Genomic DNA, 17352 nt, shown 5'->3' on the forward strand with positions numbered 1-17352 from the left:
CGGCAGTGTAATCAGGAGGCATTGGCCAAAGCGATGAATTCGGCCACGTCCAGCTGTTCGGCACGGGCATCGGGACGCACGCCGGCGGCAGCGAACTGCTCGGCGGACACCACGTTGTTCAGGGCATTGCGCAGGGTCTTGCGGCGCTGCCCGAAGGCGGCCTTGACCACTTCGGCGAAACGCTTGTGATCGCGGATGTTGATCGTGGCCGGGTCACGAGGCACCAGCCGCACCACGGCCGAATCGACCTTCGGCGGCGGCCGGAACGCGCCCGGCGGCACCACGAACAGCGAGGTCACCTCGCAGTACGCCTGCAGCATCACGCTGAGACGGCCGAACACCTTGCTGCCGGGGCCGGCGGCCATGCGGTCGACCACTTCCTTCTGCAGCATGAAGTGCATGTCGCGGATCACTGCGGCATGTTCCAGCGCATGGAACAGGATCGGCGAGGAGATGTTGTAGGGCAGGTTGCCGACCAGGCGGATCGGCTGGCCGTCGGCCAGTTCGGTGAAGTCCACGCGCAGCACATCGCGGTGGACGATGGTCAGCTCGCCCAGCGGCTCGGCGGCCGCGGTCAGCGGCGCGATCAGGTCGCGGTCGAACTCGATCACCGTCAGCTTCGGGTGCACGCGCAGCAGCGGCAGGGTGATCGCACCCTGACCCGGGCCGATCTCGACCAGGCGGTCACCGTCTTTCGGGTTGACTGCCATCACGATCTTGTCGATGTAGTGGCGGTCGGCCAGGAAATGCTGGCCAAGCTGCTTCTTGGCCGGTGCGGTGAACACCGGGCCGGAGGGGGAATGCGGGGAATTCATGCGCTCAGTGTACGTTGCCGCGCAAGCTGCGCACACAGCGTCGTTGCCGCCTGCAGGCTGGAGGGATCGGCGATGCCGCGGCCGGCAAGATCCAGCGCGGTGCCATGGTCCACGGCCACGCGCGGGTAGGGCAGGCCCAGGGTCAGGTTCACCGCCTGCTCGAAGCCGGAGTACTTCAGCACCGGCAGGCCCTGGTCGTGGTACATCGCCAGCACGGTGTCGAAGCCGGCCAGCTTGGCGGGCAGGAAGGCGGTGTCGGCCGGCAGTGGCCCGACCAGGTCCATGCCCTCGGCGCGCAGGCGCTGCAGCAGGGGGATGACCAGGTCCAGCTCCTCGCGGCCCAGATGGCCGTCTTCGCCGGCGTGCGGGTTCAGGCCGAGTACGGCGATGCGTGGCGCGGCCAGGCCGAACTCGCGGCGCAGCGCGGCATGCACGGTGCGCAGGGTGCGTTCCAGGCCGGGCGCGGTGATCGCATCGGCCACGTCGCGCAGCGGCAGGTGGGTGGTGACCAGCGCCACGCGGACGATGTGGTTGGCCAGCATCATCACCACCTTTACCCCGGCCTGGTTGGCCAGCAGTTCGGTAGTGCCGCTGTAGGCGATGCCGCCCTCGTTGATGACCGCCTTGTGCACCGGGCCGGTGACCACGCCATGCAGCTCGCCGGACAGGCAGGCCTGGCCGGCACCGAGCAGGGCGCTGATGACCGCGCCGGCATTGGCCGGATCGGCTTGGCCGAAATGGCTGGTTACGGCATTGGGGACGGTGCGCAGGCGCAGATCGCCGGGGACGCGTGCTTCGGCGTCTTCGGGCAGCAGCTGCAGCGGCAGATTCAGCGCGGCAGCGGCCGCGCGCAGGGTGTCCGGGTCGGCGAAGGCCAGCAGCCGACAATCTTCACGCAGCTGCTGGACAAGGCGGACGCACAGCTCCGGGCCGATCCCGGCGGGCTCGCCCGGTACCAGAGCGAGCTCGGGGCGCATCGGTCAGGACTGCGGCGGGGTCGCGGTATTTTCCGCGCGGTCGCCGCTGCGGAAGCTGACGTAGGCTTCGCCACGCAGTTCCTGCAGGAAGCGGTTGTACTCGTCTTCCAGCTTGCGGCGGCCGATGGTCTCGCGGACCTGGGCACGCTGGTTGTCGGTGGTCACGTCGGTCTGGCGGGTGGCCACGCGCTGCACGATGTGCCAGCCCGCATCGGTGCGGAACGGCTGGCTGATGCCGCCATCCTGCACGCCTTCCACCTGCTGGCCGAAAGCCGGGCCGAACGCATCGGCCGGGAACCAGCCCAGATCACCGCCCTGGCCCTTGGTGTTGTTGTCCTCGGAGGACTCCCTGGCCACGGCCTCGAACTCGGCGCCACCGGCAATGCGGGCGCGCAGGGTATCGATCTTGGCCTTGGCAGCGGCGTCGGTCTGGTGATCGTCCACGCGCACCAGGATGTGGCGGCCGTGGTATTCGGTGACCGTATGTTCACCCGCACCGGCGGCGCTGGCATCGCGCACTTCCACCAGCTTCAGCAGCTGGAAGCCGCTGGGGCCACGGATCGGGCCGACCACTTCACCGGCCTTCATCTTTGACATCGTCTGTGCGAATGCGGCCGGGATTTCATCCAGGCTGCGCCAGCCCAGGTCGCCGCCTTCCAGCGCGTTGGGGCTGTCCGAATAGCGCACCGCAGCCGCATTGAAGTCCAGCTCGCCCTTGTCCAGCAGGGCCTTCACGCCGTCGGCCTTCTTCTGGCCGGTGGCGATCTGGTCGGCGTTGGCACCGTCGGGCACCGCGATCAGGATGTGCGCCAGGTGGTACTGGTTGCCGACCGTGGCCTGCTGCTTCAGCGCGGCATCGACTTCACCCTCGCTGACGCTGATGCGGCTCTGCGCGAAGCTCTGGCGCAGGCGCTGCACGGTGATCTCATCACGCACCGAGGCGCGGAAATCGGCGAAATCAATGCCGTCCTGGGCCAGGCGCTGGCGCAGCGCGTCCAGGTTCGAACCGTTCTGCTGGGCGATGGCATTCATCGCCTGGTTCAGCTCCTGGTCGCTGACCCGGATGCCGCTGCCCTGGGCGCGGGCCACCTGCAGCTTGACCAGCACCAGGCGCTCAAGCACCTGGCGGCTGAGCACGTCTTCCGGCGGCAGCTGGGCCTCACGGCCGACGTACTGCGCCTTGATGTTGGCGATCGCACGCTGGAGTTCGCTCTGCAGGATCACGTCTTCATCGACGACGGCGGCGATGCGGTCAAGCGGCTGCGCCTCCTGGGCAAGCACCTGCAGGGGGGCGGACACGCTGGACACCGCCAGCAGCGAGGCGAGAAGAACGGGGAAGCGCTTGGTCATGGGATCAGATTCGGATCGTAGTCATCGCGGGTCACTCCGGTGTTGCTGGGCGGCACGAGATAGAGGTCGTCGCGGTTATAGCCGAGGATAGCACGGCGCAGAGTGCGGTCCGTGTCCTGGCCGATGGAGCTCAAGCCCTTGAGCACGAACTCGAGCTGGATGGAGTTGTTCATGTCGCCTTCGCGGTTGCGCACGTAGCGACGGGCCACCGCGCGCACGGCCAGGCAGCAGCTGTCCCACTGCACGCCGGCGATGATTTCCAGCGGTTCCTTGTCCTGCAGCGAGTAGTAATAGCGGCCGACCAGGCTCCACCGCGCATTCAGCGGGTACAGGAACGACAGGTCGGCCTGCTCCAGCAGGGTCCGGTCATGCTTGTTGGCGGTCGCCGGGGCGCCCGCATTGATGCGATAGCGGTAGCTCAGGTTGACCACGCCGTCGTTGGGCATCAGGTAGCGGGCGCGGACGCTGGCCAGGTCCTCGCGCTTGTACTTCGGGTCCCACTGGTAGGTGGCACCCAGCGTCCAGCGGTCGTTGATCATGTAGTTGCCGTCGGCGATCCAGGCCGACTTGCCCTTCTCCACCGGCGCCCCGCCCGGCGTGGTGCTGACCCGCGATTCATCGAAGTACTGGATCTGGCCGATCGCGGCCGAGAAGCGTTCCTTGCCGGTGGTCTGGTCGATGAAGCGGGTGCCCAGCGCCAGGGTCAGCTGGTTGGCATCGTTCTGGCGGTCGGCGCCGGTATAGCGCGAGTCGCGGAACAGCTGGCCCCAGCTGAAGGTGAAGTCGCGGGTATCGAAGATCGGCAGCTCGTCCTGGTTGCGGTAGGGCGTGCGCAGGTAGAACAGGCGCGGCTCCAGGGTCTGCAGGAAAGACTTGCCACCGATCGATGTCTCGCGATCGAAGAACAGGCCGGCGTCGATGCTGCCGATCGGCAGGCTGCGGCTGGGCGAGGTGTTGCCGCGCAGCTGCTCGGGCGTGGCTGTGTTCGGGTCGATGCCCTGCGAGCTCAGCACGGTACGACGGACACTGTCGGCAAGGCCGCGATCCAGCTCATAACCGGTGTAGCGGTAGGCCAGGGTCGGGGTCACGTACCAGGCTGCGCCGCTGATCGGGAATGACACGTAGGGCTTCACGTCCAGGCGCGAACCACCGTACATGCGCTGGACCTGACCTGTGCGGGTGTACTGCAGGTCGGTGCCGGCACTGGTGTCGTACTTGAAGTTGATGTCGTCGTGGGTGAAGCGCACGGCTTCGGTGTAGACGCCGGTCTCCAGCCACGGCAGCACCGGCTTGTTCCAGTTGAAGAACAGGCGCGGTTGGCGGTTGTACGGCAGGGCGCTTTCGTTGAGCGTGTAGTCGGTCAGCTGCCAGCGGTCGGCCATGATGCCGGCCGTCCAGTTCTGGCCGGTGCCGTACAGGCCGATGGTGCTCTGCAGGTTGGAGGCGGTCACGCCCACCAGGCGATTGGCGAAGTCCTCGACATAGCGCTCGTCGCTGACCCAGGCCAGGTTGGCGCGGGCCTGCCAGTGGCTGTTCACGTTGTGGTAGCCGTCGAACATGACCCGGCCGCGGTCGCGGTCGCGGAGCTTGTCGTTGGGCATGTAGCTGGTCAGCACCTCGCCACGGCCGCCGTTGTAGAGGTAGCGGAACTCGTTGTCGAGCAGCAGGCCGCGCCGGCTCATGTAGCGCGGGGTCAGGGTGTCGTCGTAGTTCGGCGCCAGATTGAAGTAGATCGGCTGCGCGTAGTCGACACCGTTGCGGCCGGACATGCCCAGCTGCGGGAACAGAAGGCCGGTCTTGCGGCGGTCATCGATCGGGAACTTGAAGTAGGGCGCCCACAGCACCGGCACCTTGCCGATGCGCAGTACGGCGTTGCGGGCCGTGCCGAAGCCTTCGTCGTTGTCCACCTCGATCTGCGGCGCCGACAGCTTCCACACCGGCTGCGACGGGTCGCAGGTGGTGTAGGTCGAGCGGTGCATCTGGCCGACCGCGCCCTGCAGGTCGACCGATTCGGCATCGCCGTTGCCCCGGCGCGACACCAGCTGGTACTTGATGTCGGAGATCTTGTGGGTGTCGCTTTCCTGGTTGCCTTCGGCGCGCTTGGCGACCATCCGGATCGACCCGTCCTGGTAGCGGACATTGCCGTCGGCGATGTAGTTGCCGGTCTCGGTGTCGAAGCTGAGCTTGTCGGTCCCGACGAACTGGTCACCCCGGCGCAGCGCCACGTTGCCCTCGTACTGCGGCACGGTGGTGGTGCCCAGCAGCTGGTCGCCTTCGATGTCGGTCGGCTGGTTCTCGCGGGCGGCCGCGGCGGCAGCCTTGTCCTGGGCGGGGACCGGAGTGGGGGCGTCGGTGAACGCGGGAATGACGTCGGTGGCCGGGCACAGGCCCCAGTTGAGCGGCTTATCATCGGCCATCGCCGGCAGGCTGATGGCGATGCTCAGAGGCAGGGGAAGCAGGCGGAGGGCTCGGCGCACGCGGTTCGGATTCGGGCGAAAACGGACGGTAGCTTGCCCCATCCCTTGCATAGGGGCAATGAAGGGCGCGGGAGGCTGCCGGTTCGGGTTCATCCGGCGGAGGCACCCGCAGAGGGGGTGATCATGGCCTGGACATGGGCCACGCTGCACTCCGCCAGGGCCTGCAGGTCGTAGCCTCCCTCCAGCATCGAGACCACCCGGCCGGCGGCGTGACGGCGTGCCAGCGCATGCAGTTCACGGGTGATCCAGGCGAAATCGTCGGTCTCCAGCATCAGGTCCGCCTGCGGATCACGCAGGTGGGCATCGAAGCCCGCCGAGATCAGCAGCAGCTGCGGGCGGAAGTCGTCGATGGCTGGCAGCATCTCGTCGGCCCAGACGTTGCGGAAGCGGAAGCCGCCACTGCCCGGCGGCAGCAGGATGTTCATCAGGTTGCCCGCGCCGCGGTCGCGGCGCAGGCCCGAGTTGGGGAACAGCCCGGCCTGGTGGGTACTGTAGTAAGAGACGCGGGCGTCGTGCTGGAAGATGTCCTGGGTGCCGTTGCCGTGGTGCACGTCGAAATCGACCACCGCGATCCGCTCCAGGCCATGGCGGTCGCGGGCATAGGCGGCGGCGATGGCGATGTTGTTCAGCAGGCAGAAGCCCATCGCCGTGCTGCTGGTGGCGTGGTGGCCCGGCGGGCGTACCGCGCAGAAGGCCAGCGGGTCCTCGCCCAGCATCACCGCATCGACCGCGGCCACGCCGGCACCGGCGGCGTGCACGGCGGCGCTGGCCGAACCCGGCGAGGTCCAGGTGTCCATATCCAGCTGGCGCAGCGGCGCGGTCTGCGGCTGCAGCACGAAGTCGAGCAGGGCGCTGTCGTGGACCCGGGTCAGTTCACCGAACTTGGCTGGCGGCGCCTCGCGCCAGTCCAGCTGGCCGGGGAAGGCAGCGTGGAGTGCGTCCAGTACATGCTGCAGGCGTTGCGGGCACTCGGGATGGCCGGGGCCGGGGTCATGCAGCAGGCAGGACGGATGGGTATAGACCAGCATCGTGCCGACTCAGCGCTGGCGCTGCTGTGGTTGCCACAGCGCTTCGCCGTGGCCATCGGCACGGGCCAGCACCCGGGCCAGCACGAACAGCAGGTCCGACAACCGGTTGAGATACTGCAGCGCCTCGCTGCGCACAGCCTCGTGGCGGGCCAGGGTGACCGTCTCGCGCTCGGCGCGGCGGACGATGGTGCGCGCCAGGTGGCAGCGTGCAGCGGCCTCGCCGCCGGCCGGCAGGATGAACTCCTTCAGCATTGGCAGGCCGGCGTTGTAGTGGTCCAGCTGCTGCTCCAGCGCGGAGACATCGGCGGCGTGGATCGCAGCATGGCCGGGGATGCACAGCTCGGCGCCGAGGTCGAAAAGCTGGTGTTGCAGATGCACGACCAGCGCGCGCACGTCCTCGGGCAACGGGGCGGCCAGCAGCAGGCCGAGCGCGGCATTGGCTTCGTCGACGGTGCCGTAGGAGGCAACGCGGGCGTCATCCTTGGCCACACGCTGGCCGTCACCGAGGCCGGTGCTGCCGTCGTCGCCGGTGCGGGTGTAGATGCGCGAGAGGCGATGACCCATGGTGCGGCTCAGTGGCGGATGTCGCGGCGGGCCTGCTGGAGCTTCAACATCTGCTCCACGGCCAGCTGCAGGGCGGCGGCCAGCGCCACATAGATCGCCGTGGTACGCAGGTAGGGCCCGAACCACTGCGCGTAGTTCTGTGCCCAGCCGGCCAGGGTCGGCTCGGCCACGTTGCGGCTGCTCCAGTAGAAGCCGCCCTGCGCCAACAAGTGGCAGACCGCCACCGAGGCGACCAGCAGCAGCGCCCCCTTGGCCAGCACCGACCAGCGCGCGCTCTGGTAGTTGCGGCCCAGCAGCATCCCGCCAGCCCACAGCGAGAAGTACGCCGGCAGCAGCAGCCAGTAGCCCGGCGACACGCAGTAGTGCTGCCAGAAGTCCAGGCCGCTGCTGCGGATCACGATCCAGTCGACCAGCACCGCGAACAGCATCAGCAGCGGGAACGCCCAGCGCGTCCAGCGCGCCAGATAGAAGCCGCCGATGAAGAACACGGCCCAGGAGGCATCGGGAATCGCCGCGAAGTGGTTGACGCGGGTCGCCGCCAGCAGCAGTACGAGTACTGACAGGACGAAGGCGCGGTTGGCGGTGTCGGACATGGCAGCGGGCCCGGAGCGGATTCAGGTTTCATTCTAGCCCGCCGCGCGGGTTGGCGCAGGCGGGATGCATTGGGCTTGCAGTGGGGGTGAGCGCGTATCATGAGCCCATGAGTGAACGACATGACGTGCTGATCGTCGGTGGCGGGCTGGTCGGCGCCAGCCTGGCCATTGCCCTGGACCGCCTGGGCCGCGACGTGGGCCTGCTCGAGGCCAGCCCGGCAGGTGAGCTGCCGGCGGTGTTCGACCAGCGCAACCTCAGTTTCGCCGCCGCCACCGTCAATGCGCTGACCGCGCTGGGGGTGATGCAGAAGCTGTCGATGGGCCCCGGCCCGATCCGCCGCATCCATGTCAGCCGTGCCGGCGACTTCGGACGGGTACAGCTCGAAGCGGCCGATTACGACAGGCCGTGGTTTGGCCAGGTAGTAGTCGCGCGGGATTTCGGCCAGGCGCTGGAAGCGCGGCTTCTGGAACTTCCGCGCCTGCGCCGTTACCGGCCGATGCGGTTCCTGGGGCTGGGCGACGTGGTCGACGGCTACCGCCAGGTGCGGGTGGCTGACGAGGCCGGCGAGCGCGTGCTGCTGGCACGTCTGGTGGTGGGGGCCGATGGCACCACCAGCGGCGTGCGTGGCGCGCTGGGCATCGAGGTCGACCGCCATGATTTCCAGCAGACCCTGTTCGTGGCCCGCGTGCGCAGCCAGCGCGCGCCGGACGGCACCGCCTGGGAGCGGTTCACCGATACCGGCCCGACTGCCCTGCTGCCGCGTGGCGATCGTCACTTCGGCACCGTGCACGGCGTAGCGCGCGATCAGGCCGATGCAGTAATGGCGCTGGACGATGCCGCCTGGCTGCAACGCCTGCAGAGCGCGATCGGCTGGCGTGCCGGCCGCCTGCTCGAGTCCGGCCCGCGCAGCGCCTATCCGCTCATACAGGTGCTGGCGCGCGCGCTGGCCGGTGAGCGTACGGTGTTGCTCGGCAATGCCGCGCAGACCATCCATCCGTTGGGTGCACAGGGCTTCAACCTGGGCCTGCGCGATGCGCTGACCCTGGCCGAACTGCTGGAGGATGCGCATGAGGATGCCGGCAGTGATGCATTGCTGCAGGCCTATGTCGCGCGCCGCGAGGAAGACCGCCGGCAGACGGTGGCGTTCTCCGGTGGCCTGGCGCGCCTGACCAGCAACCCGGCACCGTTGATGCGGCCGCTGCGCAGCCTCGGCTTGGTGGCCGCACAACGCGCGTCGGTGCAGTCGATGCTGGTCGGTGGCGCGATGGGCTTCCGTGGCGACGTGCCGCGCCTATGCCGCGGAGAAGCTGCATGAGCCGGCGCATGCGTCTTGATGTGGCCATCGTTGGTGGTGGCGTGGTCGGTGCCGCGTGTGCGTTGGCGCTGGCCGATGCCGGCCTGTCGGTTGCGCTGGTGGAAGGCCGTGAACCGGCACCGTGGCAGGCCGCCCAGCCGGACCTGCGCGTGTTCGCCTTCGCCGCTGACAACGTACAACTGTTGAACCGCCTGGGCGTGTGGCCGGTGATCGCGCAGGCCCGCGCCTGGCCTTACCGGCGCATGCAGGTGTGGGATGCCGCCGGCGGTGAGGATCTGTTGTTCGATGCCGACCGCTTCGGTCGTCGCGAGCTGGGCTACATCGTCGAGAACGGCTTGTTGCAGGACCGCCTGTGGGCGGCACTGCCAGCGGCGGGCGTGCAGCTGCATTGCCCGGCACGGGTGGAAGCGCTGGAACAGGATGATGACGGTGTTCGCCTGCGCCTGGACGACGGTCGCCGCTTGGAAGCAGCGCTGGCAGTGGCGGCCGATGGCGCCGAGTCGACCCTGCGCCAGCTGGCCGGGATCGAGGTGGAGCGGCATGACTACCACCAGCGTGGCGTGGTGGCCTATGTGGACAGCGAACTGCCGAACCAGGCCACCGCATGGCAGCGCTTCCTGCCGACCGGGCCGCTGGCGCTGCTGCCGGTGGCCGAGCGTCGCAGTTCGATTGTCTGGACTCTGCCCGAGGATGAAGCAGCGCGCGTGCTGGCGCTGGACGAGGACGCCTTCAACCGCGAACTGACGCGTGCGTTCGCCGCGCGCCTGGGCGAACTGCGGCTGGCATCAGCGCGTGCGGCGTTCCCGCTGCGTCGGCAGCTGGCCCGTCACTACGTGGCCGGCCGCGTGCTGGCATTGGGTGATGCCGCGCATGTGGTGCATCCCCTGGCCGGGCAGGGCGTGAACCTGGGCCTGCGCGACGTGGCCGCCTTGCAGCAGTGGCTGGCGCCGTCGGCCGAACGTCGCGGACAGCCACGGCTGTCGCCGCAGCGCCTGCAGCGGTGGGCACGGGAACGGCGCAGTGACAACCAGATCGCCGCCTACAGTTTCGATGCGATCAATCGGCTGTTCTCCAACGACGAGATGCACCTGACCCTGGCCCGCGGCCGCGCGCTGGGCTGCGTCGGCAAATGGCCGCCGCTGGTGCAGGCGTTCTGGAAGCGCGCTGCCGGGGTCTGATCGGAATACAGGCTGCTCTGGTACGTGCCAACGCCGCTCTGGTAGGTGCCAACTTTGGTTGGCACAAGGCTGGAAACAGCCTCGCCTCATCTGGGTCCAGGATGCCTGATGGATGTGCCAACCAAGGTTGGCACCTACCAGAAGCGGGCTCCGCTACCGCCGTTGATCCAGTAGCTCCACGCCATGCGTGGATGAAGATCGCGCCGGTGAATCAATCAACCAGCCAACCGGCCAGATCGGCACGGTCCAGCTTGCCGCGACGCTTCACGTCCAACGCATTGAACTCATCGGCCAGCGCCGGATTCGCCTGCGCTTCTTCGCGGCTGATGAAACCATCGCTGTTCACATCCAGCGCAGCGAAGTGGATGCGGTACTGGCCGACCACGCTGCTGGGCTCCAGCGAGCGCACGGTTACCTGTGCCTCGCCGGCCGGCCTTGCAATCTCGACGCTGCCACTGACCCGGCCGGCATCCAGCGGTTGCTGGCGGATCGCTCCGCCGGTCGGACCCAGCGGCTGGCTCTGCGCCGGCATGGGCGGCAACTGCTGTGCAATGGCCGGCGCCGTTGCAAGCAGCGCGATCAGTATCGGAATCGAGCGGTATCGCATGATTGCCATTCCTCGGTAGCGCCGGGCCACGCCCGGCGGGCGCGATGGCCTCACCGCAGCGGCGAGGCCAACACCGTGATCTCCTCACGGTCGTGATACAGCTGCTTGGCACGCACCACCAATGGCTTGCCGGCCTGCTCCTGGAACAGATCCAAACACAAGCGGGTTTCGTCCCAGCGCTTCTTCATCGGCAGCTTCAGATTGAAGATCGCGTGCCTGCACCATCCTTCGCGGAACCAGGTAGCCATGCGTTCGGCCACGCGGCGCGGCTGCTCGACCATGTCGCAGACCATCCAGTCCAGCGGCTGTTCCGGGTGCCAGTGGAAGCCGTCGGCGCGCAGGTGCTCGACCAGGCCGGTGTCCAGCACGTGCTGGCGCAGCGGGCCGTTGTCGATGCTCAGCACGTGCATGTGCTGGCGGGTCAGCACCCAGGTCCAGCCGCCCGGCGCGGCGCCCAGGTCAGCCGCGCGCATGCCGGGCTTGGCCAGTGCCTCGCGTTCTTCCGGGGTCAGCAGGGTCAGCAGCGCTTCGTCCAGCTTCAACGCCGAACGCGACGGCGCTTCGGGCAGCAGCTTCAGGCGCGGGATGCCCAATGCCCACGGTGCGCTGTCGGCCGGGTCGGCCACGCAGACGAAGGCATGGGTGCCGTCGACAAATACCACATGCAGGCGCGGCAGGCGATTGTTTGGCTTGTCAGTGAGCTTGCCGGCCTTGCGCAGCGCCGGGCGCAACGCATTGCCGAAGGCGCGGGCCAGCCCGGACAGCGGCTTGCCGGCGTCCGAATCGGGGTGCTCCACCCACAGGTCGCCGAAGCGCGGCGCATCGGCCAGCACCTCCAGCATCGGGGTGATGCGATCAGCCGGGTCCAGCTGCGGCAGTTCGGCCAGCACCACCAGCTTCTGCCGCGCGAAGATCAGTTCGCGCCAGCGCAGCCGTGGTGCCAGCGCGGCAGCTTCGTCGCACATGAACAACACGTAGCCGTCATTGCGCTGGGTGCGCGCATAACCGGCGAAACCGGCTTCACCGGCGCGGAACTGCAGCTCGCCGGCCAGCTCGGGCTCGAAGCCCTGCCGGCACAGGCACAGCAGGCCGATGCCGGTTTCAGTAACGGGCGCCATCGCTTTCCCCATAGGCACGCAGCACACTGCGTGCGGCGTCGCGGTTCAGGCCCTGCACCACTTCGATGCCGCGCTTGTTGAGTTCGCCGACCCAGTCGGCCGGCAGCGGGCCTTCATCGAATGGGGTCAGTTCTTCGACGTCGGCCGAGTTGGCACCGATCAGCAGGCGGTCGATGCCGGCCCACACGGTGGCGCCGTAGCACTGGCAGCACGGCTGCGAACTGGTGGCCAGGGTGACCGGCGACAGCACCGCGTTCAGGCGCGGGGTCTGCAGGCGCTGCTGGGCCAGCATGTAGGCCATGTTCTCGGCATGCGCCAGCGAGGTCGAGTGCGGCATGACCCGGTTCACGCCGGCGGCGATGACCTTGTCTTCAGGGCCAAACACCACGGCACCGAACGGGCCGCCACTGGCGTGCTCGACGTTCAACCGCGACAGCTCGATCGCCAGCGCGACCTTGGCCTCATCGCCCGGATATCGACGATCCAGGTCGATCTGGTCGTGGATCCAGGCGGGAAGGGTCAGGTGGACTTGCGCGTACAGCATCGCGGGGGTGCCTCGTAATGGGATGGAAGAAGGTGCGGTTGCTTGGGAAACCGGCGCGCAGTGTAGCTGCACCGGCCTGTATCGGGTGTGGCGGTGGGTCAGCCCGGCGAGCCGGTGCGGATCACCACGTACTGCTTGCGGAACTCCAGTCCGGCCTGCGGCCAGCTGGCGGCGTAGGTGCGCAGCAGGGGCAGAGCGGCGCCGAAGTCGTGGCCGTTGACCCGGCAATCGGCCTCGCACAGGCCGTCGGCATCGCGTGAGGCGAACAGGCGGATGGCGAGGAACTGGCGCGCCTTCAGCAGCGCGTCGAAGGCGTCCATGCTGCGGGTGAACAGGCAGCAGGGGCAGGAGCCGTGGTCGTCCTCGCCGCAGGTGGATGCATCCACCTCCTGCGCGCGGTAGTGCGCCAGCGGCCCCAGTACGACAGTGCGGTGGTGCTCTTCGCCGTCGTCGCTGGCTGGATAGGTCAGGCCCATCATCGGCAGGCCCTGCGCGTCTTCGGCGCCGATCGCGGTCTGCAGCGTCGCCAGGTCCACCCGCACCCAGGTCTGGAAGCCGGACAGCAGCGATGCCTGCTCATCGGCACCGTTGGCGTGCTGGTACTCGAACAGGCCGTCGGCGAACAGCACCGGATGCTGGCTCTCGATGACGGTGGAGGTCTGCCAGCCGCCGTTGTCGCGCTCCTGCGCGGCCATCGCATGCGGGGTCAGGCGCAGGCCGCTGTCCAGCAGCAGCGCGCCACCGTCGGCGCGGCTGGCGATGCCGGCGCCCTGCAGCACCTGCTGCAGCAGCGGGAGGAGATCAGTGGAGGTCGTGGTCATGTCAGGCCTGTGGATGGGGCGGAACATCCAGGCAGGGCCTGGAACTAGCGCTCGAGCGCGTCGAGTTCGGCGCGATATCGCTGCGCATCGGGCTGCTGCTGCGGGTCGTTGCCGTGGTCGCGCAGCCAGGCTTCCAGTTCGCGGCGATAGTCCGCGCGGAAATCGGCGTTGTCCGGGCTGAAATGCAGCTTGCGTGCCGCCACTTCCACCCGCTCGCGCGCGCTGGCCCGGGCCTGGGCGATGCCGTGCGGTGATTCGTTGGTGAGGATGACGAAGTTGCGCGGGAAGCCCGCCGTGTACTTCACCACGAATGGCTGGTCGGGTGCCGGGATGCGGATCGCGTTCTCCAGCGGCCACAGCGAGGCGGTGTTGGTGTGGAACACCACTTCCACATCGCGGCCCTCGGCCGTGCGCAGCACCGCTTCGTAACGCCAGATGTACTGCTCGTTGAGCGTAGAGCTGGTTTCCTCGGCCTTGACGATCACCGCTTCACCGCGCTCGCCCACCACGTTGAGGAAGGCGGCGTTGAGGAAGTGGCCGAGGAAGATGTTGAGCATCGCCAGCGGGAACACCACGATGGCGTAGCCCGGAAAGCGCCGCCACCACGAGACCAGCCCGGCCAGCACCATCGCTGCAAAGAACGTCAGCAGCGGATGCTGCGAAATGAACCAGAGCAGGGCGGACAGGGCGGTGATCATCGTCGGGGGCGTGCGGGCGCCGTGCTGGCGCCCGCTCGGGTCCTCAGGCCGACCAGGTGTCGCGCAGGGTCACGCTGCGGTTGAACACCGGCTTGGCTTCGGTGTGGTCGCGGCGGTCGGCGACGAAGTAGCCGGTGCGTTCGAACTGGAACGACTGCTCCGGCGCGGCGCTGGCTGCGGCCGGCTCGACATAGCCGGTGACAGTGTGGCGCGATTTCGGATTGAGGTAGTCGCGATAGGTCTTGCCTTCCGATTCGTCGTCCGGGTTCGGCACCGAGAACAGGCGGTCGTACAGGCGGATCTCGGCCGGCACGCCATGCACGGCGCTGACCCAATGGATGGTTCCCTTGACCTTGCGGTTGGCGCCTTCCATGCCCGGACGCGATTCCGGATCCAGCCAGCCGCGCAGCTCGGTAATGGTGCCGCCGGTATCCTTGATCACTTCGTCGCAGCGGATGATGCCGGCGCCGCGCAGGCGCACTTCGCCACCCGGCACCAGGCGCTTCCAGCCCTTCGGCGGCACTTCGGCGAAGTCCTCACGGTCGATCCACACCTCGCGTGCGAACGGCACTTCGCGGCTGCCGAAGCTCTCGTCCTTCGGGTGGTTGCTGAAGGTCAGCTGCTCTTCATGGCCTTCCGGCAGGTTGGTCAGTACCAGCTTGACCGGATCGACCACCGCCATGCGACGCGGTGCGGCGCTGTCCAGGTCTTCGCGCAGCGCGCCTTCCAGCACGCTGAAGTCGATCAGCGAATTCTGCTTGCTGATGCCCACGCGCTCGGCGAACAGGCGCATCGCGGCCGGGGTATAACCACGGCGACGCAGGCCCTGCAGGGTCGGCATGCGCGGGTCTTCCCAGCCGTCCACCAGCTGTTCGGTGACCAGCGCCATCAGCTTGCGCTTGCTCATCACCGTGTAGTTGATGTTCAGGCGCGAGAACTCGATCTGGCGCGGCTTGGCCGCTTCGCGCGGCAGGCCGGCGTCGACCAGCGGCTGGGTCAGCGCGTCGTCATGGGCGAAATCGACGTTGTCCACGCACCAGTCGTACAGCGGGCGGTGGTCTTCGAATTCCAGCGTGCACAGCGAGTGGGTGATGCCCTCGATCGAATCGCCCAGCGCGTGCGCGAAGTCGTACATCGGGTAGATCGGCCACACGTTGCCGGTGTTCTGGTGCTCGACGTGCTTGATGCGGTAGAGGGCCGGATCGCGCAGGTTGATGTTCCCGCTGGCCATGTCGATCTTCGCGCGCACGGTGCGCGCGCCATCGGGGAACTCGCCGGCACGCATGCGACGGAACAGATCGAGGTTTTCCTCGACGCTGCGGTCGCGCCACGGCGACGGGCGGCCCGGCTCGGTCAGGGTGCCGCGGTAGGCGCGCACTTCCTCGGCCGACAGGTCGCAGACATAGGCCTTGCCGTCGGCGATCAGCTTCTCGGCGGCCAGGTAATAGGTCTGGAAGTAGTCCGAGGCGTGGCGCAGCTCGTTCCACTCGAAGCCCAGCCAGCGCACGTCGTCCTGGATCGCGGCCACGTATTCCGGATCTTCCTTGGCCGGGTTGGTGTCGTCGAAGCGCAGGTTGCAGACGCCGCTGAACTCGCCGGCGATGCCGAAGTTCAGGCAGATCGACTTGGCATGGCCGATGTGCAGGTAGCCGTTGGGCTCTGGCGGGAAGCGGGTCTTGATCGCCTGGTGCTTTCCGCTGGCCAGGTCCTCGCGCACGATCTGGCGGATGAAATCGCGCTTTTCGTGGCTGTCGGCGGGGGTCTCGGGGCTGGCGGGGGTGTGCTCGGACATGAGTCGGCGAAGAGAAAGGCAGAAAGACCAACAGTTTAGCGCGTAAGGGGCGGGGCTGCCCGGTGGCGATCGGGGTTGCCGGCCAGCGGCCGGCGAAATGTGGATCGACGTACAGATGGGTAGTGCCGGCCGCTGGCCGGCAGAACGGTCATGGGCCGTCACCACCACCATTCAGCCCCCGGGCGTATGCTGGAATCCTGTCCCACGGAGCCGCCGCATGCACATCGTGTACAAGGCCGACAACCTGTTCGACGCCCACCTGGTCAAGCACGCGCTGGAGGATGCCGGCATCCCGGCCTTTGTGTTCGGCGAGTCGTTGCTGGGCGGCATGGGCGAGCTGCCGCTGTTCGGCGTGCTGCGGGTGGGCATCCCTGATGCGGCACGGCCGCAGGCCGAGGACATCGTGGCCGCGCTGGACTTGGGCCACGCCCCGGACGACCCCATTTCAGATGCAGACGACATTGCCGGCCTTCCGGCGTAGGAGCGCATCATGTTGGGAATCGGACAGGGCATCCTTGGCATCGGCGCCTTCAAGCAGCGCCTGCCGCGCGCGGAAGAGGCGCTGCCGGGCCGAGAGCAGCCGTTGCCGCTGCACAGCAACCAGCACTTCGTGAACAGCCATCCGCTGAAGGACCGTTTTGCCGGCCTGCAGCAGATCCGTTTCGCGCTGGGCTGCTTCTGGGGCGCCGAGCGCAAGTTCTGGACCGAACCGGGCGTGTACAGCACCTCCGTGGGCTATGCCGGTGGCATCACCCCGAACCCGACCTACGAAGAGGTCTGCTCGGGCCTGACCGGCCACACCGAGGTGGTGCAGGTGGTGTTTGACCCGGCGGTTGTCAGCCTGGAGCGCCTGCTGCAGCTGTTCTGGGAGAGCCACGACCCGACCCAGGGCATGCGCCAGGGCAACGACACCGGCACCCAGTACCGTTCGGCGATCCACGCCACCGACGAGGCCCAGTACGCCGCGGCGCTGGCCAGTGGCGAGGCCTACCAGGCGCAGCTGGCTGCAGCGGGGTATGGCCCGATCACCACCGAGATCGTGTATCCGGCACCGACGTACTACTACGCCGAGGACTATCACCAGCAGTACCTGGCCAAGAACCCGAACGGCTACTGCGGCATTGGCGGTACCGGCGTGAGCTGCCCGATCGGGTTGGATGTGGAGGCGCCGCGCTGACGCGCGGTGGTCCGCCTGCGGCGGGCAGAAGCCAAAGCCAAAGCCAAAGCCAAAGCCAAAGCCAAAGCCAAAGCGGCTCTGGGTTTCTGTGGGTTGGGCGGGGCGGTGTGGGTTGGCAGGACACGCCGTGAATCCCCCTCCGGGGTCCGGCCCAGCCGCTGGCGGCTGTGCGTTCGGGCGCTTGCGAAGCAGTGCTTCGCAAGCAAAGCGCCCTCACCCCTGGGGGCTCGATGGCGCCTTGCTCGTGTGCGCTGTCCTGCGCACACGGCAAGACCGGGGTTGGGCGTCCTGCCCAAC

Annotated in this window: 17 protein-coding genes; 4 read left to right on the top strand and 13 right to left on the bottom strand. The window is 68.0% G+C overall.

The features are described from left to right. Positions 1-11 precede the first annotated feature (11 nt). The 7 genes from rsmA to AC07M7_RS16640 form a co-directional block, all read right to left on the bottom strand. Positions 12-815: a 16S rRNA (adenine(1518)-N(6)/adenine(1519)-N(6))-dimethyltransferase RsmA gene (rsmA, locus tag AC07M7_RS16610; protein WP_012510102.1), complete on the bottom strand. Its 804-nt coding sequence runs from the start codon at positions 813-815 to the stop codon at positions 12-14. Then, positions 812-1792, bottom strand: coding sequence for a 4-hydroxythreonine-4-phosphate dehydrogenase PdxA (pdxA, locus tag AC07M7_RS16615; RefSeq protein WP_495207883.1), 981 nt, complete (start codon positions 1790-1792; stop codon positions 812-814). Before pdxA ends, rsmA begins: the two co-directional genes overlap by 4 nt. Positions 1793-1795: 3 nt before the next feature. Next, positions 1796-3142: a peptidylprolyl isomerase gene (locus AC07M7_RS16620; protein WP_253079223.1), complete on the bottom strand. Its 1347-nt coding sequence runs from the start codon at positions 3140-3142 to the stop codon at positions 1796-1798. Then, the gene (gene lptD, locus AC07M7_RS16625) at positions 3139-5619 is read right to left on the bottom strand and encodes an LPS-assembly protein LptD (protein WP_495207884.1); all 2481 of its coding nucleotides are present in this window, start codon (positions 5617-5619) and stop codon (positions 3139-3141) included. Before lptD ends, AC07M7_RS16620 begins: the two co-directional genes overlap by 4 nt. A gap of 89 nt (positions 5620-5708) precedes the next feature. Continuing rightward, positions 5709-6647: a histone deacetylase family protein gene (locus AC07M7_RS16630; protein ID WP_046984892.1), complete on the bottom strand. Its 939-nt coding sequence runs from the start codon at positions 6645-6647 to the stop codon at positions 5709-5711. A gap of 9 nt (positions 6648-6656) precedes the next feature. Then, positions 6657-7211, bottom strand: coding sequence for a cob(I)yrinic acid a,c-diamide adenosyltransferase (locus AC07M7_RS16635; RefSeq protein WP_004144563.1), 555 nt, complete (start codon positions 7209-7211; stop codon positions 6657-6659). A gap of 8 nt (positions 7212-7219) precedes the next feature. Then, positions 7220-7804, bottom strand: a complete 585-nt coding sequence (locus tag AC07M7_RS16640; protein ID WP_046984893.1) for a hypothetical protein — start codon at positions 7802-7804, stop codon at positions 7220-7222. 107 nt (positions 7805-7911) lie between these two features. Here AC07M7_RS16640 and ubiH point away from each other — a divergent pair, with 107 nt between their 5' ends. After that, positions 7912-9120, top strand: coding sequence for a 2-octaprenyl-6-methoxyphenyl hydroxylase (gene ubiH / locus AC07M7_RS16645; RefSeq protein WP_495207885.1), 1209 nt, complete (start codon positions 7912-7914; stop codon positions 9118-9120). After that, positions 9117-10298, top strand: a complete 1182-nt coding sequence (locus AC07M7_RS16650; RefSeq protein ID WP_426354300.1) for a UbiH/UbiF family hydroxylase — start codon at positions 9117-9119, stop codon at positions 10296-10298. The genes ubiH and AC07M7_RS16650 overlap by 4 nt, the downstream gene beginning before the upstream one ends. 211 nt (positions 10299-10509) lie before the next feature. Here the strand turns inward: AC07M7_RS16650 and AC07M7_RS16655 are convergent, their stop codons facing one another. From AC07M7_RS16655 to AC07M7_RS16680, 6 genes are all read right to left on the bottom strand, one after another. Continuing rightward, positions 10510-10905 carry an EF-hand domain-containing protein gene (locus tag AC07M7_RS16655; protein WP_046984896.1) on the bottom strand — a complete coding sequence of 132 codons (396 nt, stop codon included), beginning with the start codon at positions 10903-10905 and terminating at the stop codon, positions 10510-10512. A 50-nt stretch (positions 10906-10955) separates the two neighbouring features. After that, positions 10956-12023, bottom strand: a complete 1068-nt coding sequence (gene rlmM / locus AC07M7_RS16660) for a 23S rRNA (cytidine(2498)-2'-O)-methyltransferase RlmM (protein WP_136639917.1) — start codon at positions 12021-12023, stop codon at positions 10956-10958. Further along, complete coding sequence (locus AC07M7_RS16665; RefSeq protein WP_012510109.1) at positions 12007-12567, bottom strand: nucleoside deaminase; 561 nt, start codon at positions 12565-12567, stop codon at positions 12007-12009. Before AC07M7_RS16665 ends, rlmM begins: the two co-directional genes overlap by 17 nt. Positions 12568-12665: 98 nt before the next feature. Continuing rightward, positions 12666-13388, bottom strand: a complete 723-nt coding sequence (locus AC07M7_RS16670; protein WP_495207886.1) for a DUF6348 family protein — start codon at positions 13386-13388, stop codon at positions 12666-12668. Positions 13389-13432: 44 nt separating this feature from the next. Further along, positions 13433-14086 carry a hypothetical protein gene (locus AC07M7_RS16675; protein WP_428710326.1) on the bottom strand — a complete coding sequence of 218 codons (654 nt, stop codon included), beginning with the start codon at positions 14084-14086 and terminating at the stop codon, positions 13433-13435. 43 nt (positions 14087-14129) lie between these two features. Then, entirely contained in the window at positions 14130-15878 is a 1749-nt protein-coding gene (locus tag AC07M7_RS16680; protein WP_495207887.1) for a glutamine--tRNA ligase/YqeY domain fusion protein, read from the bottom strand. A gap of 217 nt (positions 15879-16095) precedes the next feature. Between AC07M7_RS16680 and AC07M7_RS16685 the strand changes: the two genes are divergently transcribed. Both AC07M7_RS16685 and msrA read left to right on the top strand, forming a co-directional pair. Beyond that, on the top strand, positions 16096-16359 hold the full coding sequence (locus AC07M7_RS16685; protein ID WP_046987838.1) for a putative signal transducing protein: 264 nt from the start codon (positions 16096-16098) through the stop codon (positions 16357-16359). Positions 16360-16389: 30 nt separating this feature from the next. After that, entirely contained in the window at positions 16390-17055 is a 666-nt protein-coding gene (msrA, locus tag AC07M7_RS16690) for a peptide-methionine (S)-S-oxide reductase MsrA (RefSeq protein WP_495207888.1), read from the top strand. Positions 17056-17352 lie beyond the last annotated feature (297 nt).

The organism is Stenotrophomonas sp. GW821-FHT09E08 (assembly GCF_059416125.1).